The sequence below is a fragment of the Halobacillus sp. Cin3 genome (assembly GCF_947311855.1).
GTDB lineage: Bacteria > Bacillota > Bacilli > Bacillales > Halobacillaceae > Halobacillus > Halobacillus kuroshimensis.
In genome coordinates, this window is record NZ_CAMZMV010000002.1 from 429,761 (window position 1) to 447,295 (window position 17,535).

Sequence of the window (17,535 nt, forward strand, 5' to 3'; positions counted from 1 at the left end):
TCCCTCCAAGACCCCACACAAATATGTCCAACTTTTGAACAAGAAAACGCTTTATTTGAAATGAGACAAGTTAATTGTGAATTATTTCACAAAAGCCATTGAATTCACTTTGGAAGTATTGCACAATGTAAATGTGAAATGATTCACAATATCTTGTTCACTATCCTTAGGGAGGAATTCATATGCCAAAACAAAATGTAAACCGTGTCGCTTTAATTGGAGCTGGGTCCGTCGGGAGCAGCTATGCTTTTGCGATGTTGAACCAAGCCGTAGCCGAGGAATTCGTTATCATCGACTTGAATGAAAACAAAGCGATGGGCGATGCGATGGATTTGAACCACGGAAAAGTATTTGCCCCGAACCCTACGAAAACATGGTATGGAACATATGAAGACTGCCGCGATGCTGATATCGTCTGTATCTGTGCCGGAGCCAATCAGAAACCTGGTGAAACCCGTCTCGACCTCGTCAAAAAGAACCTGGTCATTTTCAAATCCATCGTAGATGACGTGATGGCCAACGGATTTGACGGCATCTTCCTTGTGGCCACCAATCCTGTTGATGTGCTTACCTATGCCACATGGAAATTCAGCGGCCTCCCTAAAGAACGAGTGATTGGAAGTGGGACCATTCTGGATTCCGGCCGGTTCCGTTACCTGCTTGGAGAATACTTCGATGTTTCTCCATCCAGCGTGCACGCAAGCATCATCGGCGAACACGGCGATACAGAGCTCCCTGTATGGAGCCACGCCACGATCGGCGGTGTCCCTGTCCTTGAATTAATCGAACGTCACGACAACTATACAAAAGAAGACCTCGACGAAATTTTTGTGAATGTCCGCGATGCTGCCTATCAAATCATTGAGAAAAAAGGAGCCACGTATTATGGAATTGCCATGGGTCTGACCCGCATTACGAAAGCAATCCTTAATAACGAAAACAGCATCATGACCGTCAGCGCCTATTTGAACGGTGAATACAATGTGGACGATGTGTATATCGGTGTTCCGGCCGTCCTCAACCGCACGGGTATCCGTAATGTGGTGGAAATCAACCTGAATGAAGAAGAACAAGGGAAACTGAATCACAGTGCCACTGTTTTGAAAGATATTCTAAGCGAACAATTCGATGTGAAACAAACGAACTAAACTTCTTTTGAAAAGAGATGATCCGCCATGTGGTTCCAACAGTACGATCCTTTTGGTAATCTGGGTGTGAGCGCGCTTTTAGCCGCTCTCCCCATCTTCTTCTTCTTTTTTGCGTTAACCCGCCTTCGCATGAAAGGGATCCTTGCCGCCTTTCTCACGTTGATCATGAGCTTGGGCATCGCCGTGTTCTTATTTGATATGCCATGGTCCAACGCACTTGCCGCAGCCCTGCACGGCATAGCGAACGGTCTGTGGCCGATCGGATACATTGTCATTATGGCCGTCTGGTTGTACAAAATTGCTGTACATACTGGAAAGTTCACGGTCATCCGCTCCAGTATCGCGAACATCTCCCAGGATCAGCGGCTGCAGCTTCTGCTGATCGGGTTCAGCTTCAACGCTTTCCTTGAAGGGGCCGCAGGATTTGGTGTACCGATTGCCATCAGTGCCGCCCTGCTTGTAGAACTGGGCTTCCGCCCGTTGAAAGCCGCAGCGTTATGCTTGATCGCCAATGCTGCTTCCGGTGCTTTCGGAGCAATCGGAATTCCTGTCATCGTAGGTGCCCAGATGGGAAACCTTGAAACGATGGAGCTTTCCCGGACACTGGCTTACCTGCTTCCCGCTATCTCCTTTGCCATTCCGTTTGTGCTCGTCTTTTTGCTGAATGGATGGAAAGGCGTGAAAGAAACCCTGCCTGCCCTGCTCGTCGTCAGTGGCATTTACACAGGTACCCAGCTGTTTACGATTCTATTTCTCGGTCCCGAACTTGCCAACATCCTTGCCGCCCTCTTAAGTATGGCTGGTCTTGCGCTGTTCCTAAGAAAATGGCAGCCGAAAACGATCCACAGAGAAGCGGATGCTCCAGCCGTTCAGAATGGCGAAACATACAGCCTGAAGGAAATTGTTAAAGCCTGGTCTCCGTTCTACATTTTAACGGCCGTCATTACCATATGGAGTCTTCCTGCATTTAAAGCCCTGTTCAATGATGGAGGCCTGCTTGCTGGTACGACCCGGTTGGTATCGATTCCATACCTGCACCAGCAGATTCAGAAAGCTCCACCGATCGCGCCGGAAACAACCGCGCTTGATGCCATTTTTAAACTTGATTTTATTTCTGCGACCGGCACAGCGATATTGGTGGCTGTTCTTCTGACTGGATGGTTCAGCTCTGCGATCACCCTTCCAGAAGGGATGAAAAACTTGAAAGCGACGATCCAGGAATTGTGGATCCCCATCTTGACGATCTGTTTCGTCATGGGCTTTGCAAACTTATCCAATTTTGCCGGGCTGAGCTCCACCATCGGACTCGCCTTATCCAAAACGGGAAGCCTGTTCCCACTCGTCAGTCCTGTGCTCGGCTGGATCGGTGTTTTCATTACCGGCTCTGTCGTCAGCAATAACGCCTTATTCGGTCACTTACAGGCGGTTACTGCTGATCAGATCACAGCCAACCCGGCCCTGCTTCTCGCCGCCAATACCGCCGGCGGCGTGATGGCCAAGCTGATCTCCCCGCAGTCCATTGCGATTGCGACAGCAGCGGTTAAACAGACTGGTCAGGAGTCCACGTTATTCAAGATGACATTGAAATACAGTTTCATTCTGCTGATGGTTGTCTGTGTAACAACTTATGCTTTGTCCCTCATCGGTGTATAAAAAGAAATCCCCGCTCTTCTTTAAGAAAGCGGGGATTTTCTTATGACTTCTCATTTCGATCATGGAGATGTTCAAGAGTTTTCACGAGCGAAGCCTTGAACTGTTTCAGTTCTGCTTCATCCATAGCGAGGTGATCAATGACCTGAAACGGGATGTCACTGGCATCCTTTTCCGCATTTCTACCCTGCTCTGTCAATGTTACGATCACCCGTCGCTCATCTTCCGGCGACCGTTTCCGTTCAAGCAGTCCCGATGTTTCCATCCGCTTCAGCATCGGTGTGAGCGTTCCGGAATCCAGATATAAACGTCTGCCAAGCTCATTCACCGTCATGCTGTCCTCTTCCCATAGTACAAGCAGCACCAAGTACTGCGGATAGGTGACATCCAACTTTTGAAGCAGGGGTTTATACATTTTCGTCATTTCACGCGCCGCTGCATAAATGGAAAAACAAATCTGGTTTTCCAATTTCAAATGCTCTTCCGCCATATCGATCTCTCCTTTATATCTTCAGTGTAGCGAATCCATCCATTTGTCACAACAAAACCAGTTTTTGAGTATCGCTGGTTGACAAAATGATCTCTTTGCTATAAATTAAATTGTGCACAACTTAATTATACACAATTTAAAAGAGGAGTGAAGAAAGATGGAAAAAGCTTTATATACAGCAGCAGCAACAGCACAGGGAGGACGACAAGGTACGGTAACGTCCAGCGACGGTACGTTGAACCTTGATCTATCCATGCCTAAAGAACTTGGCGGCTCAGGAAAAGAAGGAGCGACTAACCCCGAGCAGCTATTTGCAGCCGGTTACTCTGCATGCTTTGACAGCGCTCTTCAACTCGTTGCCTCTCAGGCGAAGAAAAAAATCACATCTGCGATTACAGCCAACGTAAGCATCGGAAAAGAAGGGGAAGGCTTCGGTCTTGCTGTTGAACTTGCAGTGGAAATCGAAGGCGTTTCCCAGGAAGAAGCAGAAGAGCTTGTTGAAAAAGCCCACCAGGTGTGCCCGTACTCCCGTGCGACTCGCAACAATATTGAAGTTAAACTGACAACAACTGCAAAATAAAAAAAAGAGCTCCTTTCTAAAGGACCTCTCAGCTTGTAGAGAAACCCCTGTTTCTTTACAAGCTTTTTTCTTTCTTACCGCCAGGAGCGTTGCCCCTTCCCTTTCCCGCGGAAGGGGCAACGCTCCTTAGGGGGTCTTTTTCATATTCTGGCAGGCAGCCGTCATCAGCGCCTGTTTTTTCACTTTTTCATTTCCAAGCAAGCGGAAATAGCGCAGCCCATGCCGTTCTTTTGAATCTGCGAAGCTACGCTCGACAGCCTGAGAGATACGTTTCGGCGGCTTTTTTATGTAATGTAATTTTATGAATGTGGACCCGTCTGCTCGTTATCCAGTGTATCCTGCTTTTCTTTAAGGCTGGGATACGCGGTCTTCAAGTGTTACGAGAAGCGTTCGGTGGTGATGCCTGCGGGAACAGCACGAGCCGAAGATCCACTTGGGAAGGTGATTTTTCCTGACCAAGTTAGCTGAGGCCGGGCCCGCGGCAAGCACCCACCGATAAGCGGAACGTGACCCAAACGACATGGAATGACAAAGGTTTTCTCTACAGACGAAAAGAAGCCCCATAAAAGGGACCTCTCTTTTTCTATTCAAAGGAAAAACCCTCCATAGGCTAAAGCGCCGGCGATTACGAAAGCGGGATGCACCTTCACCCGCTCCATCAGCACGTAGCCGGCCACGATCAGAATGGCCGTCTGCAGCCAGCCGATGCCTTCAAACGATTCCTTGAAAAAGCTCCACGCCATGACGCCGAGCAGCACGGCGATTACCGGACGGACATACATTGTCATCCGCTTCACTTTTGGTGAATCCTTATACTTGAACAACAGGCCGAGCAGCATGATCATTAATATCAAGGACGGGGCCACCGTAGCAAAGACCGCAACAAAGGCACCCGGCACTCCGGCCACTTCATAGCCGATATAACCGGCCATTTTTGTCGCAATCGGTCCGGGAAGTGAATTCCCGAGTGCAAGTACTTCACTGAACTCCTGCACATCCATCCACTCGTAATTCTGGACCACTTCATTTTCCACAAGCGGAATCGAAGCCGGCCCCCCGCCGTAACCAAGGATGCCGGGAATGAAGAAGGCGAGAAAAAGCTGCCAGTAAATCATCATGAAGCTCCCGCCTCCTTCGCTTTCTGCTTATCTTTTTTAACAAGGGCAAATACTAACAGGGCTCCGATAATGATCCCCGGGTGGATGGAGAGCACTTCCATCAGGATGACGAGCACGACAGCAGCGATGATTGTGTTCCGCCACCCCATCCCTTTGCCTGCCTTATCTAAAAACTGCCACGTCAACACCGCCAGCATCACGCCCACGACAGGAATAACAGCGGCCGTCATCCCCTGCACCCAGTCAAATTGTTTAATGGATGACAGAGAGGTCAAAAGAATGATGATCAGCAGGATGGTCGGAATAATCGTCGCCAGAACCCCGATCAGCATCCCTGTCATTCCCTTCACCTGATGGCCGATATAGCCGGCGAGTTTTGTTGCAATAGGGCCTGGGAGCGTATTGCCGAGCGCCAGGATGTCTCCGAACTCCTCTGCTGTTACCCATTTGTATTTGTCCACCACTTCTTTATGAATCAATGGAATCGACCCGGGGCCGCCGCCATAACCGAGCATACCGACTCGGAAAAAAGCGATAAATATATCCCAATAGGTTCTCATGATTGCAGAACTCCTTCTCCTCAATTACCACCCCGCGGTTATCCCATCGGTACGCGATTCCGTGCCTCCGACGAGGACACCGCTCTCCGGATCTCTCCAGATCATCTGCCCCCGGCCGAAGCTGTTCGGCTCGACCTGAACCGTAATGTCATGGCCTTTATCCACGAGCTGCTGGGCGATGTGGGAGGGGAAGGTCTGTTCCACTTCCACCTGCTTATCCTTCAGCCACTGCCAGCGCGGCGCATCAAGGGCCGCCTGTGGATTCAATCCGAAATCGATGGTATTCATGACGACCTGCACATGTCCCTGCGGCTGCATGAAGCCACCCATCACACCGAATGGACCGACGGGGTTGTTTCCTTTTGTTAAAAATCCTGGAATGATTGTATGATACGTCCGCTTTCCACCTTCAAGAGCATTCACATGGTCAGGATCCATGGAGAAATTATGCCCGCGGTTCTGCAGGGCGATGCCTGTGCCGGGAACGACCAGTCCTGACCCGAAGCCCATATAGTTGCTTTGAATGAAGGAAACCATATTGCCATCTCCGTCCGCGGCCGCTAAATAAACCGTCCCGCTCAAAGATGGTTCACCCGCTTCCGGCTGACGTGCTTCTTCTCTGATGAGCTGCCGGCGCTCCTCCCCGTAGGATTCATTCAATAGATCTTCTGCTGTATGCCTCATATAGGAAGGTTCGGTAATATGTTTCTGTCCATCCGCAAAAGCAAGCTTCATCGCTTCCATCTGCTTATGATACGTATCCACCGAATCCTTCGCCGGAAACTCAAAGCCCTTCAAAATATTCAACGCCTGCAGCGCAATCAGCCCCTGACCGTTCGGTGGGATTTCCCACACGTCATAGCCACGGTAATTGACGTGGATCGGATCCACCCACTCACAGCGGTGCTGAGCCAAGTCTTCCTTCGTTATGTATCCGCCGTGCTTCTCTGAAAAAGCCGCAATTTTCTCCGCCAGTTCTCCTTCATAAAAAGAGACGGCCTTCGTTTTCCCAATCGAGCGCAGCGTTTCTGCATGATCGTGGGACGACCAGATCTCCCCTGCTTTTGGAGCCCGTCCTTTTGGTGTGAACGTATGGAACCATTCTGAAAATACATCATCCTCCAGTTCCTTTTCAAACGTCTGGACAGCCTTGTTCCAATATTTCGCAAGGGTCGGTGAAACAGGGAAGCCTTCTTCGGCATACTGTATAGCGGGTGCGAGCACCTCTTCTAATGGAAGCTTTCCAAACGTTTCACTGAGTTCCGCCCACGCACTCGGCGCCCCTGGGACAGTGACAGGCACCCAGCCGTATTTCGGAATCTCCTCATGACCATCCGCCTTCACCTTGTCAATGGAAATCGACTGCGGCGAGCGCCCGCTCGCATTCAGTCCGTGCAGCTTTCCTTTCGTCCAAACCAGCGCAAAGGCATCTCCACCAATGCCGTTGGAGGTCGGTTCGACAACCGTGAGACAGGCGGCCGTGGCAATCGCCGCATCAATGGCGTTGCCTCCTTTCTTTAAAATGTCGAGGCCCGCCTGCGCCGCCAGTGGCTGGGAAGTTGAGACCATTCCATTTTTGGCATAGACGGCCTTGCGTGAGACCGGATAGGGCTGGGCATGGTGGTTAAATGATATCATAATCAAGCACTCTCCTTATTCTCTTGTTCATATTCATTCGGTTTGTTCTGTTTCATACTGCTGATGATCCCGTACGTTAAGGACGCGGCGGCCATCACCAGAAGCACAGCTGAAATCGGTCTGGTAAAGAAGGTTGTCAGATCGGGACTTACGGAAATCGCCTGACGCAGGTTTTCTTCAATCATCGGACCAAGGATGATGCCAAGAATGAACGGGGCCAGAGGAAACAGATTGGCTTTCATCCAATAGCCGATCAAACCAAAGGCAAGCAGCACCCACACATCAAACATACGATTGTTCACAGCAAAGCTTCCGAGCACGCAAAGCAGTAGAATTACTGGAATTAACACATGCTGGGGAATGTTATTGATTTTCAAAAACACTTTAATCCCAAGGCTCTGAACAATCAGCATCAGGAACGCCGCCAGGAAGAAGGAAATAAAGATTCCATAGACAAGAACCGGCTGGTTTTCCATCAATAACGGTCCAGGCTGAATGCCGTGAATGAGCAGGGCCCCAAGCATCATCGCCGTTACGGCATCACCTGGGATCCCAAAGGCAAGCATCGGGACGAAGGACCCTCCAATGGACGAGTTATTGGCAGATTCCGCTGCAATGATCCCTTCCTTTGTCCCTTTTCCAAATTCATGAGACTTCCTGGAAAACTTCTTCGCAATATCATAGCTTAAGATATTCGCAATGCTCCCGCCGGCTGCCGGGAGAATACCGACAAGTGTCCCGATAAAGCTCGACCTTATCACATTCGTTCCGGACGACCACATATCCTTTAAAAGCTTCGGCAGTGGGTAGCTGACGTTGGACGCCTCACTGAACGGAACAGGAGCGGGCGGTCTTTTGATATCACTCATCAGCTGGGAAAAGGCAAACAATCCGATCAGCACCGGAAGGAAATTGAAGCCTGACATGAGTTCAGACATTCCGAACGTAAAACGTGGAATCGCGGTCAGCGGATCGGAACCGACCAGGGCGAACAATATACCAAGCATCCCGGAAATCAATCCCTTAATTAAGGAACCATCACTCAAGCTGGCGATGGCACTGATGCCAAACAGCATCAAAGCGAACATTTCCCAAGGACCGAACTCCAGCGCCCATTCCGCAAGAATCGGAGCTGTGAAAATAAGTATGATACCGGAAATGATCGTACCGATGAATGATGACCACAACCCAATAGCCAGCGCTTTTCCAGCTTCTCCGTTTTTCACCATCGGATAGCCGTCGAACGTTGTTGCGACGGACGAAGGAGTTCCTGGAATCCCGAACAGGCAGGATGTAATCAGACCTCCAGCGCTTCCCCCCACCTGTACGCCCATCATTAACGCAATTCCGTTGACCGGATCCATGCTGAAGCTGAATGGCAGCGTCAAGGCTACCCCCATTGTTATGGTAAAGCCCGGGATGCTTCCCACAATGATCCCGGCAACAACGCCGGCAAGCAGGATGAGGATCGTCTGTATATTCAATATGGATTCGAAACTTAATAAAATACTATCCATTATTCAAACCCCTTTTTAAAAAAGAACTCCTGATGGCAGAAAGACTAGCAGGAACTTTTGGAAGATAAAGCTCAAGACGTACGTCACAACGATAGAAATGATCAGCACAAGCCAGAGACGCTTTCTGTTGGATGATAGAAGCAGATACAGCGTGAACAGAAACGCAACCGAAGATAGAAAGTACCCGGCTAATGGCATGATGAAGATGTAGGCACCAAACAAAGCGAACGTGTACCACACTTTCTTCCCTTCCGCCCACCGCTCTTTCAAGCTTGTCTTTGGTTCTGCGCGCTGTTGTTTTTCTGATGTTACATACGCATACACACTTTTCACGAGCAAAAGAAGGCTCAGGACGGCAAGGATACCAATGATAATATTTGGAAAGAAGTCTCCTTCGGTTTTGCCGAGGCTTCTTTCCGGGATTAATGTGGATCCGTAAAAGGCCAGTCCACAAAAGGCTAAGAGGATTACAGCGTTCATGGCATCTCTTTTAACGGTCATCATGTCAGACGCCTCCTCTTATTCAAGCAGCCCGCTTGTTTCAAGGGACTCTTTCATTTCCACTTCATTTTCTTCCAGGAACTGAACGTATTCTTCGGTATTTTTGTAGGAGACTTCACTTCCGAGCTCTTCCATTCTTTCCTGGAATGACTCACTTTCAGCTACGTTTTGAAGAGCATCACTCAACTTCTCTACAATAGCCTCCGGCGTATCTTTCGGTGCTGCAATCCCACGGCTTACTGCAGAGGTGACGTCAATGCCTTGTTCTTTCAATGTTGGTACATCCGGAAATTCAGCACTGCGCTCTTCACCTGTGTACCCAAGCAGCTTCATCCGGTCATCCGCCATATACTCCTTACCAGCAGCAATTGAAACACTGCCTAAGTGCACATCATTAGCAACAATCGCTTTCATCCGTTTGGCTGTTCCTTCATACCCGACAATGTTGAATTGAATATCTGCAGCGGTTTGGATCAACGCCGGCTCAAGCTGGGAAGTAGAGCCGATGGAAGCGGCATATGTAATGCTTTCCGGATCTCCTTCTGCATCAGCGACGACGTCTTCCATATTGTCCCACGGGTTTTCCGGGTGCGTAGCGACAAGATCATAGGTCGATGTCATAAGCGATACAGGCTGGAAGTCAAAATAGCCGAAATCTGCCTGCCCCATCAATTCGGACATGGCCATGGAATCATGAATCGCAAGAAGCGTATAACCATCCGGCTTGGCATCAAGCGTCTGCTGAGCTCCAATGACACCACTTCCACCTGAAATGTTTTTAACAATGACATCCTGGTCCAGTTCCTTTTCCAGCTCCTCGGCAATAACACGGTTAATTGCATCGGTATCTCCCCCGGCATCCCACGGAACAACAATCTGAACCGGCTGTTCCGGATAGCTTTCTCCTTCTGCTCCCGTCGAACCCCCTGCTGAACTACACGCAGATAAAACTAAGCTGCCGCCAAGAATAAGTGCTCCCATCATTTTTTTCATTCCTCTTCCTCCTCGGATTTTTAATTTTTCAAATAATTTCGAATTAAATAATATACTAGATAAAGCATGTCCCTATGTCAATACAATTTCAAACAAAAATAAAGACAAATCCGTGTAATTGCTTACAAAAAGGTTTAATTAGATTATTTTCACTTACATAAAGTAAAAGATTACCTGTTTGTTCCACCTTGGTGGTTTGCTATAATGAGGGTGGAAGGAGTTTGCTATGAAAAGTAACGAGTTTGATCAAACGGATCGTATCATTGTCGATGAACTAGTAAGAGACGGTCGGATTTCATATGTGGAATTAGCTGAAAAAGTCGGCATTTCCCGAGTCGCCGTCAAAGATCGTATCAACAGCCTGATCAATAAAGGCGTCATTGAAAACTTTACAGCCGTCATCAATTCTGAGCGGTTCGGTCAAAACATTTCCGCCTTTTTCGAAGTCGATGTCGAGCCAATGAATCTACAGGCAGTGGCCCAGAATCTGGCAGACAATCCGAGTGTGGCAAGTATCTACCAAATGACCGGACCGAGCACCCTTCACATGCACGTGCTTGTGGAGGATTTCAAGATGCTGGAAGCCTTTATCAATGATGAACTCTACTCCGTAGAAGGAATCACCCGTGTGGACAGTTCAATTATTTTGAAACGATTTAAAAGCAGGAAAGGGTACAAGTTGTAAGCCCACCTGTGGAATAGAAGCATATCCCTCAATCCCTATACCTGCAGATCAAACGGACCTCATACGAAACAGTGACATGGATATGTTTTCGTTCATTGAACTAATGATTTCATTCAACATGAAAAATCCAGTGACCCTTGTCACTGGATTTCCTCTTCTATATCTTCTTAGGACCAACCACTATTTTGACAAGCTCTATCATTTCCCGGGAAATTTCCTACTTAAATTTTTCCAAATGCTGTATCATGTCTAATAAAGAGCTTACATAGAAAGGAGAGCGCTGTTTATGGACGGACTTACCATTACGAAGGCGGAAAAAAGCCGGGGTGGTACGACAATCTTTTCCCCATTTGATTTACGTATAGAACCAGGGCAGGTCGTGTCTGTTTACGTTCATACAGATCTCCGACACTGGCTGATTGATATTCTTACTGGAGACGAGACGTTATCTGGAGGCTGTATTTCCTTCCATGGCCGCCCTTCTCCTATCCCTTTAGGACTGCTCAGCCTGGATGCCCCTCTTTATGAACGCTTGAAGGTGAAGGAACTGTTCCGTTTCCACAGGGACCTTTATCACTCCAGCGTTTCCTTGGAATCAGTCTTGGATCGGACACGCCTGTCAGACCTTCAGCACCATCAGGTGAAAAAGCTGACCTTCTCCGAGAAAAAACGGGTACAGCTGGGCTGTCTCATTTTACAGGACCCTCCATTCTTTCTCATGGAGGAACCCGATCAAAATGTAGACCTTGAAACGAAACAGATTTTGATCAAGATCTTACAACGACTGAAAGAAGAAGGTAAAACCGTGATGATCTTGACCAGTAACCTGGAGAGCGCCATTATGATGGGCGATCACACCCACCGTCTCCATCAGGATGGTATACATAAAGTGGAAAAAGAGCACGAAGAGTCCGCTGAGCCTGAAACAGATGGTGCATCCGTCACCTTCCATAAAATCCCGACTAAAGTGCAGGAAAACATGATTTTATTTGACCCGCCTGAAGTCGATTACATCGAAAGCATTCAAGGGCAGTCATATGTCCATATCCGTGGGGAAGCCTTCCAGGGAATGTTCACGCTGAACGATCTGGAAGCCAGATTGAAGCTGTTCGGATTCTTCCGCTGCCACCGGTCGTATATCGTGAACCTTCAGAAGGTCCGAAAAGTCATCACGTGGACCAAAAACAGCTACAGCCTCCAGCTCGATAACGCAGAAAAGACCGAAGTCCCGCTTTCCAAAGGTAAAATGGCTGAACTAAAGGAACTGCTGGGCCTCAAATAGCTCCGTTCAGCCGGCAGGTGACTCCGTTTACGCAAAAACAGCTGTGCACTTCGTTGATCTCCCGTAATCTGAAGGAGAACGAAGCGAAACGGGGGAATGAAAATGGATCACATTATTGAAGTCAATCATGTCCAAAAAACATTCGGAAAAGAACAGGCCTTGAGGGATTTAACCTTCGGAGTAAAAAAAGGAGACATTTTTGGGTTTCTCGGACCAAGCGGAGCTGGAAAAACGACAACCATTGAGATTCTGACCGGCCAGCAGGTCCCGACTTCCGGCGAAGCCCGTGTTTTTGGCGTACCTTCCAAAGATATGCACCATCCCCATTATTTGAAGCGGATCGGTGTGATGTCGGATTCGAGCGGTTTATACGAGCGCTTATCGATTCGTGACAACCTCCTTCTTTTCTGCGAATTGTACGATCAGCCTTCTACACAAGTCGAAGAGGTCCTTGAAATCGTTAATCTGACAGCGGAAAAAAATAAGCGGGTATCGAAGCTGTCCAAAGGGATGAAGCAACGGACGATGCTCGCCCGTGCTCTTCTGCATCAGCCCGATCTCCTTTTCCTCGATGAGCCGACAGGAGCTCTTGATCCGGCCAACGCTCAGCACATTCATCACGGTCTACGAACTTTAAATGAGCGGGGGACGACCATTTTCTTAACGACGCACGATATGAATGAAGCGGAAACGCTCTGCAACACCGTTGCATTTCTGGATAAAGGAAGTATCCAACTGCTCGACTGCCCGAAAAAGCTTAGAAAGCAGTTCGGCGACGGACATCTGATGGTGGGACTGACAGACGGCCGGGAAATTATGCTTCCGAACGAGCCCGCAAGCGCAGAGGAAATCTACCAATGGATGAAGAACAGCGAAGTGGAAACGATTGAGATGAATACACCAACCCTCGGCGATATTTTCGTAGAGGTCACAGGGAGGAATCTAGTATGACATTTTCAATGAAACGGATTTATGCGATTTTCCAAAAAGATTTGAAGGAATTATACCGGAACCTCTTTGTATCCTCCACGATCATTCTTCCGATTATGATGGCTTTCATGATGAGTCAGGCGGAAGGTGTCACAACAGCCAGCGTCACCTTAGTGATTACACTGAGCTTTGCGGCTGTTGGGACCTTTGTCCAGTCTGCAATGATTGCTGAAGAGAAAGAGAAGAATACATTGAGAAGTTTAATGATGTCACCGGCTTCCACCTTGGATATCATGGCTGGCAAAAGCCTTGTTACCTTTGTCATGACGCTTGCCACACTGATTGTCAGTTTGTTGATCGTCGGCTATTCCATTCAAGAACCTGTGTGGATGACCGGCATGCTTCTCCTGCTGCTTGTTTTCTACATTACCCTTGGAACACTGATCGGCCTGCTGACCCGTACATTAATTGAAGCCTCTGTTGTCCTTATGCCGATTTTACTTTTGTTTGGGATGAACGTTACTTTTGAATCGTTGATGGCGAGTTATGAATTCCTTTCGTTTCTTGAGTACCTGCCAAACTATCAAATCCAGCTGTTTATTGAAAATCTCGATCAGCGTATCTCATGGGTACCGGCCGGTATTATTGGGATTTGGACTGTTGTTACATTTTTAGTAACGGTCGGTGTGTATAATAAGAAATTTAGACGTTGAATAAGAAAGAGGAGCGGTATGATTCCCGCTCCTCTTTCTTAATATACGATTCCGCTATGATCGTATACTTCCTTCTGATATTCTTAACCTGTCCAGTTCTTCCTCGCTGTACGGCTCCCCATCCACTGCTGCGAGGTTGTCCTCAACCTGCTTTTGATTTCGGAACCCAGGAATTACGCTTGTCACTTCATCCTGCTGCATAATCCAGATCACAGCAGCCCCAGACATGTTTCTTTGTCCCTCCCCGTTTTCCCCTGATAGCCCCTATTCCAATATCAGTTCCCAGATTTTCAATAGGGTATTTACTAATTGGTTATATTTCAAGTTTTCTCTCCCTGATTTTGTATGCGGGTAATGGTCTTTACCTGGTGAAAAGAAGAACTAAGATATTACGTGAAATGTTCTCCCTAATAGTCATATCCATAGTAGTTTCCCACATGACTTCCATCTCTTCTTATAGTCAAAAAATAAACACACCATTTCACATACATTTTTTCAATATAATGGGTCTTAAACAATGTTTTTCATAGTATAATAGTCACCTAATCGATTTTAGGGGGTTACATAATGGAAGTCAGCTTACAAAACAATGCGGGGGTTGTAAAAGAAGTCAAAGTAGGGTTCAGTTGGACGACATTCTTTTTCGGATTCATCCCTGCCTTGATCAGAGGAGACTTGAAATGGTCTGCAATCATGTTTATCACAGCCTTACTGGCAGGTATTTTCACTCTTGGATTTGGAGCTTGGATACCAGGTATCATTTTTTCTTTCGTATATAATAAGATTTACATCAAGGGACTCCTTGAAAAAGGCTATCTACCAAAGAACCAGAGAGACCGTGAAATTCTTGAGCAGCAGGACATCATTGCCCCTTCTGTCCAGCAGGCTTAATTTCTAAAAATAAGGTCTGGGTGTATGCACCCAGACCTTTTTCCAACTAAGTAAAACCAACCTTACTTCAGCAGCCTCTGTTTATTTTTGAACATCGTTTCTATCATATGAACCTGCAGCCTTTACCTGAGGAAAAATACTTTCCTCAACTTGATTCACAGAACTAAGGGTATGAATAAACGTTCCATCGCTTGTTTCCACTTTGTATTCCTTTAATAAATAAGTATCCTTATCAATTACCATTTCCACAGGATATTCGCTTTTGAAGTCACTCGGATTTTCTTCCTTCTTCTTTTTATGGGTGGAGACATCTGTTTCCTTGGATAAAACATAATGATTTTTGTCCATATTCACAACAAAACTTTCCATATCACTCCATTCATCAAATGGATCGGTTATAAAATTATTCAAAGAAAGAGTTTTATTACTAGTTGAAGGAAGCTGGATCCATTCGCTTCCCGCTTGAATATAATGGTGTTCCCCTTCCACATACAGTTCAAGTGGCTCTTTTCCTTGCATGGATGTGGTTCTCGTGTAAATCTTCGGCGTATCACCCGCTAAGTAATACCCTTCCATCATGACTTCCACTTCTCCTGAATCTTTCAACTCTTCACTTATAAAATGGAAGCTTTCTACGCTACTCATGGCTCCCAAAGACTCTTCTACCAGCTGTTTACCAGAAGGCACCTCTTCGTTGACTTCTACTGCCGGCTCAGATCCACTACTCAGAATATTCGCTCCAAAAGATGTCGTTTCATTAAGCAGAATGATCGCTGTTACTCCACTGACCAGGATCAGCCCTGTCTTCCACTTCTTCAATTTTCAACCACTCCTTCTCGTTTTATTTGACCCATTCACCTTGTACAATCAGTCTATGTGTAGGATTTGGAATGGGATCACACGTGATTAAGGTAATCCAACTTTCTCCCTCAATAGGTTCCAACACCTCTAAGTGATCAGGTTCCACTAGGAAAGTACGTTGTACTACATAAATATAGTCCTTGTTCTCTGTTTTAACTTGGATATGATCACCTTTTTCCACTTCATCTAAGCGGTTGAATAATTTCCCGTGAGCATATCCGCGATGAGCAGCCAAAGCCGCATTACCATTATGGTCAAACTCCCTTTCCCCATTCACATAACCGACGCCGTAGTTTAAAATATATTCGCTGACACCCGTGAACACAGGCAGTTTCAAATCAATGGAAGGAATTTCAATAAGTGCAATAATGTCTCCATCTTCATCACCAGCGGGAATATCCTCTTTCAAGCCAACCTCTAACATCTCACTTACATCCTCTAACTCATATTCCTGTTGAGCCTGGACTTTCCGGGGCCATTCTCCATTTTCAAGCTGTTGTACATACCGGTCTGTCCTAACAATCGCTGCACGATCCTCCAACCACGGATAAACCATAATACTCAAACCTATTACGATAAGCACCACCGCACCACGTGCCACTTTAATCCCTCCTATAAAAAAAGAGCAAAACCTTAAGAAGATTCTGCTCCCATAACTTCATGGTTCTGTCTACGTTTTCGACTCAACATATAATAAACAGTTCCCGTTATCATAAGAATTGCGCCTGTTATATAATACGCCCAAGGAGAATTCTCTCCTGTTTGAGGAAGGAATCCTTCCTTCCATCTATCAATAAATGGTTCCTGTAATCCACTACCCTCTCCATTGTTTGGTGATGGAAAGAAAGATTCAGCATGAAAGTGGAAAACGACATCGGATTTCAATCCTTGAAACTCGTTCCCTGATTCATAAGGAAATTCAATCCGAACTTTCATTTCATCCAAGTGATTGGCATCCAGACTCTTTAAAGTTACGTCTTGAAAATCCGACAAACGCCCGGCATAGGTCTGTTCACCATTTATCTCCAGGATGAATTGCAGCTGCTCATAAAATTTTTCGGATCCTTGTTTAAGATAAGAAGTCATAGCATACTGTACAGCCTCCGTCCCTTCATTAGCTAAAGAGAACGACCGGACGGCATAATCACCGGGTTTGAAGTTTTTTATATTTAACATTCGATCTTGTGAAGTAGAAATATTAATTCTGGACTGGTTCTCCAAAGCTTGTGTGGATCCCACGGGGTTAAAGAGGACAAAGAGTAAGATGAAGATACTATAAATGGAAATGATTTTTAAGAAGAGACTTGGATTTTTCATATGTATTCTCCTTAAATTTAAAATATAAAAGCCGGGGGAGGATATCCCCCGACTATTGTATTAGCGTGCTTCGCCTTCAGATTGCATACCATTGAATGTCCATTCTAGAGATAGAGAGTCCCCTTGGAAGTGGTTTTGGTCTTCTCCATTATCTACAAACTCATACTGAACGTAGAGCGTGTCAGAAGTATTAGCAGCCAGTTTCCCACCACGTTCTGCAAGCCATGCTCCAAGGATGTTACCTTCAATAACATCAGGACTCATAGACTTTAACTCCGATAGAGTCGTAGAGTAAATTGGAGTGTCCAGCTTGTCCGCGTTGAACAGGAAGTTAACCTCAATATGATCACCAAAATCGTCGCCATTATTATTTCCAGCACCCGTAACTTTATAATCTGTAGCCAGTTCAATAGAACCGATATCCAAGCTTCCACCGTTCACCAAATCAAATGAACGTACCATCGTGTCTCCCGGCTTAAGGTTATCTACTGAAATGACAGTTGTAGGTTGAGCGGTTAAATCCAATGTACCAGCCGCGAAGGATCCGCTAGCCTCTGCTGAATCACTGAAGTAAGCAAATGTTCCCCCTCCGACCAAAGACAATCCCAAAGCTGCTGATGCTACACCCAACCCTAATTTCTTTTTCAAACCCATACAAACT

The 17,535-nt window shown here is 46.7% G+C and carries 21 protein-coding genes; 8 read left to right on the forward strand and 13 right to left on the reverse strand.

Annotation, left to right across the window (positions count from 1 at the left end):
- Positions 1-182: 182 nt before the first annotated feature.
- Both QMA39_RS10210 and QMA39_RS10215 read left to right on the forward strand, forming a co-directional pair.
- The gene (locus tag QMA39_RS10210) at positions 183-1,148 is read left to right on the forward strand and encodes an L-lactate dehydrogenase (protein WP_206933291.1); all 966 of its coding nucleotides are present in this window, start codon (positions 183-185) and stop codon (positions 1,146-1,148) included.
- A 27-nt stretch (positions 1,149-1,175) separates the two neighbouring features.
- Entirely contained in the window at positions 1,176-2,801 is a 1,626-nt protein-coding gene (locus QMA39_RS10215; RefSeq protein WP_281658637.1) for an L-lactate permease, read from the forward strand.
- Positions 2,802-2,841: 40 nt separating this feature from the next.
- On the opposite strand, the gene QMA39_RS10220 is transcribed toward QMA39_RS10215, so the two are convergent.
- Positions 2,842-3,288: a MarR family transcriptional regulator gene (locus tag QMA39_RS10220; RefSeq protein ID WP_242520300.1), complete on the reverse strand. Its 447-nt coding sequence runs from the start codon at positions 3,286-3,288 to the stop codon at positions 2,842-2,844.
- Between the two features lie 157 nt (positions 3,289-3,445).
- Here QMA39_RS10220 and QMA39_RS10225 point away from each other — a divergent pair, with 157 nt between their 5' ends.
- Positions 3,446-3,868 (forward strand): organic hydroperoxide resistance protein, encoded by a 423-nt coding sequence (locus tag QMA39_RS10225; protein ID WP_027954908.1) that lies wholly within the window; start codon positions 3,446-3,448, stop codon positions 3,866-3,868.
- Positions 3,869-3,994: 126 nt separating this feature from the next.
- On the opposite strand, the gene QMA39_RS10230 is transcribed toward QMA39_RS10225, so the two are convergent.
- From QMA39_RS10230 to QMA39_RS10260, 7 genes are all read right to left on the reverse strand, one after another.
- Positions 3,995-4,171 (reverse strand): transposase, encoded by a 177-nt coding sequence (locus QMA39_RS10230; RefSeq protein ID WP_281658718.1) that lies wholly within the window; start codon positions 4,169-4,171, stop codon positions 3,995-3,997.
- 284 nt (positions 4,172-4,455) lie between these two features.
- Complete coding sequence (locus QMA39_RS10235; RefSeq protein WP_027954907.1) at positions 4,456-4,983, reverse strand: chromate transporter; 528 nt, start codon at positions 4,981-4,983, stop codon at positions 4,456-4,458.
- Positions 4,983-5,546 carry a chromate transporter gene (locus QMA39_RS10240; RefSeq protein ID WP_027954906.1) on the reverse strand — a complete coding sequence of 188 codons (564 nt, stop codon included), beginning with the start codon at positions 5,544-5,546 and terminating at the stop codon, positions 4,983-4,985. The genes QMA39_RS10235 and QMA39_RS10240 overlap by 1 nt, the downstream gene beginning before the upstream one ends.
- 24 nt (positions 5,547-5,570) lie before the next feature.
- Complete coding sequence (ggt, locus tag QMA39_RS10245) at positions 5,571-7,184, reverse strand: gamma-glutamyltransferase (RefSeq protein WP_281658638.1); 1,614 nt, start codon at positions 7,182-7,184, stop codon at positions 5,571-5,573.
- Between the two features lie 2 nt (positions 7,185-7,186).
- Complete coding sequence (locus tag QMA39_RS10250; protein WP_035531786.1) at positions 7,187-8,701, reverse strand: tripartite tricarboxylate transporter permease; 1,515 nt, start codon at positions 8,699-8,701, stop codon at positions 7,187-7,189.
- A gap of 15 nt (positions 8,702-8,716) precedes the next feature.
- A complete protein-coding gene (locus QMA39_RS10255) occupies positions 8,717-9,205 on the reverse strand; it encodes a tripartite tricarboxylate transporter TctB family protein (protein ID WP_206933284.1) in 489 nt (162 codons plus the stop codon).
- A gap of 15 nt (positions 9,206-9,220) precedes the next feature.
- A complete protein-coding gene (locus QMA39_RS10260) occupies positions 9,221-10,195 on the reverse strand; it encodes a tripartite tricarboxylate transporter substrate binding protein (RefSeq protein ID WP_281658639.1) in 975 nt (324 codons plus the stop codon).
- A 226-nt stretch (positions 10,196-10,421) separates the two neighbouring features.
- Here QMA39_RS10260 and QMA39_RS10265 point away from each other — a divergent pair, with 226 nt between their 5' ends.
- The 4 genes from QMA39_RS10265 (at position 10,422) to QMA39_RS10280 (ending at position 13,805) form a co-directional block, all read left to right on the forward strand.
- Positions 10,422-10,880: an Lrp/AsnC family transcriptional regulator gene (locus QMA39_RS10265; protein ID WP_027954902.1), complete on the forward strand. Its 459-nt coding sequence runs from the start codon at positions 10,422-10,424 to the stop codon at positions 10,878-10,880.
- Between the two features lie 286 nt (positions 10,881-11,166).
- Positions 11,167-12,162 (forward strand): LytTR family transcriptional regulator DNA-binding domain-containing protein, encoded by a 996-nt coding sequence (locus tag QMA39_RS10270; RefSeq protein WP_281658640.1) that lies wholly within the window; start codon positions 11,167-11,169, stop codon positions 12,160-12,162.
- A 102-nt stretch (positions 12,163-12,264) separates the two neighbouring features.
- Entirely contained in the window at positions 12,265-13,113 is an 849-nt protein-coding gene (locus QMA39_RS10275; protein ID WP_281658641.1) for an ABC transporter ATP-binding protein, read from the forward strand.
- On the forward strand, positions 13,110-13,805 hold the full coding sequence (locus tag QMA39_RS10280; RefSeq protein ID WP_281658642.1) for an ABC transporter permease: 696 nt from the start codon (positions 13,110-13,112) through the stop codon (positions 13,803-13,805). The genes QMA39_RS10275 and QMA39_RS10280 overlap by 4 nt, the downstream gene beginning before the upstream one ends.
- 54 nt (positions 13,806-13,859) lie before the next feature.
- Here the strand turns inward: QMA39_RS10280 and QMA39_RS10285 are convergent, their stop codons facing one another.
- Positions 13,860-14,033 carry an aldo/keto reductase gene (locus QMA39_RS10285; protein ID WP_281658643.1) on the reverse strand — a complete coding sequence of 58 codons (174 nt, stop codon included), beginning with the start codon at positions 14,031-14,033 and terminating at the stop codon, positions 13,860-13,862.
- Between the two features lie 339 nt (positions 14,034-14,372).
- Here QMA39_RS10285 and QMA39_RS10290 point away from each other — a divergent pair, with 339 nt between their 5' ends.
- Positions 14,373-14,696 (forward strand): DUF2628 domain-containing protein, encoded by a 324-nt coding sequence (locus QMA39_RS10290; RefSeq protein ID WP_281658644.1) that lies wholly within the window; start codon positions 14,373-14,375, stop codon positions 14,694-14,696.
- Positions 14,697-14,777: 81 nt separating this feature from the next.
- Here QMA39_RS10290 and QMA39_RS10295 read toward each other — a convergent pair whose 3' ends face one another.
- From QMA39_RS10295 to QMA39_RS10310, 4 genes are read right to left on the reverse strand one after another with little or no spacing between them, the layout of a single operon-like run.
- Entirely contained in the window at positions 14,778-15,515 is a 738-nt protein-coding gene (locus QMA39_RS10295) for a hypothetical protein (protein ID WP_281658645.1), read from the reverse strand.
- 22 nt (positions 15,516-15,537) lie between these two features.
- Entirely contained in the window at positions 15,538-16,158 is a 621-nt protein-coding gene (locus QMA39_RS10300) for a class D sortase (RefSeq protein ID WP_281658646.1), read from the reverse strand.
- Positions 16,159-16,190: 32 nt separating this feature from the next.
- Positions 16,191-16,874: a TasA family protein gene (locus QMA39_RS10305; protein WP_281658647.1), complete on the reverse strand. Its 684-nt coding sequence runs from the start codon at positions 16,872-16,874 to the stop codon at positions 16,191-16,193.
- A 60-nt stretch (positions 16,875-16,934) separates the two neighbouring features.
- Positions 16,935-17,528 carry a CalY family protein gene (locus QMA39_RS10310; protein ID WP_281658648.1) on the reverse strand — a complete coding sequence of 198 codons (594 nt, stop codon included), beginning with the start codon at positions 17,526-17,528 and terminating at the stop codon, positions 16,935-16,937.
- Positions 17,529-17,535 lie beyond the last annotated feature (7 nt).

Coding starts and splice junctions, on each gene's coding strand:
- QMA39_RS10210 (WP_206933291.1), top strand. CDS start 183: ATGCCAAAACAAAATGTAAACCGTGTCGCTTTAATTGGAGCTGGGTCC.
- QMA39_RS10215 (WP_281658637.1), top strand. CDS start 1,176: ATGTGGTTCCAACAGTACGATCCTTTTGGTAATCTGGGTGTGAGCGCG.
- QMA39_RS10220 (WP_242520300.1), bottom strand. CDS start 3,288: ATGGCGGAAGAGCATTTGAAATTGGAAAACCAGATTTGTTTTTCCATT.
- QMA39_RS10225 (WP_027954908.1), top strand. CDS start 3,446: ATGGAAAAAGCTTTATATACAGCAGCAGCAACAGCACAGGGAGGACGA.
- QMA39_RS10235 (WP_027954907.1), bottom strand. CDS start 4,983: ATGATTTACTGGCAGCTTTTTCTCGCCTTCTTCATTCCCGGCATCCTT.
- QMA39_RS10240 (WP_027954906.1), bottom strand. CDS start 5,546: ATGAGAACCTATTGGGATATATTTATCGCTTTTTTCCGAGTCGGTATG.
- ggt (WP_281658638.1), bottom strand. CDS start 7,184: ATGATATCATTTAACCACCATGCCCAGCCCTATCCGGTCTCACGCAAG.
- QMA39_RS10250 (WP_035531786.1), bottom strand. CDS start 8,701: ATGGATAGTATTTTATTAAGTTTCGAATCCATATTGAATATACAGACG.
- QMA39_RS10255 (WP_206933284.1), bottom strand. CDS start 9,205: ATGATGACCGTTAAAAGAGATGCCATGAACGCTGTAATCCTCTTAGCC.
- QMA39_RS10260 (WP_281658639.1), bottom strand. CDS start 10,195: ATGAAAAAAATGATGGGAGCACTTATTCTTGGCGGCAGCTTAGTTTTA.
- QMA39_RS10265 (WP_027954902.1), top strand. CDS start 10,422: ATGAAAAGTAACGAGTTTGATCAAACGGATCGTATCATTGTCGATGAA.
- QMA39_RS10270 (WP_281658640.1), top strand. CDS start 11,167: ATGGACGGACTTACCATTACGAAGGCGGAAAAAAGCCGGGGTGGTACG.
- QMA39_RS10275 (WP_281658641.1), top strand. CDS start 12,265: ATGGATCACATTATTGAAGTCAATCATGTCCAAAAAACATTCGGAAAA.
- QMA39_RS10280 (WP_281658642.1), top strand. CDS start 13,110: ATGACATTTTCAATGAAACGGATTTATGCGATTTTCCAAAAAGATTTG.
- QMA39_RS10285 (WP_281658643.1), bottom strand. CDS start 14,033: ATGTCTGGGGCTGCTGTGATCTGGATTATGCAGCAGGATGAAGTGACA.
- QMA39_RS10290 (WP_281658644.1), top strand. CDS start 14,373: ATGGAAGTCAGCTTACAAAACAATGCGGGGGTTGTAAAAGAAGTCAAA.
- QMA39_RS10305 (WP_281658647.1), bottom strand. CDS start 16,874: ATGAAAAATCCAAGTCTCTTCTTAAAAATCATTTCCATTTATAGTATC.
- QMA39_RS10310 (WP_281658648.1), bottom strand. CDS start 17,528: ATGGGTTTGAAAAAGAAATTAGGGTTGGGTGTAGCATCAGCAGCTTTG.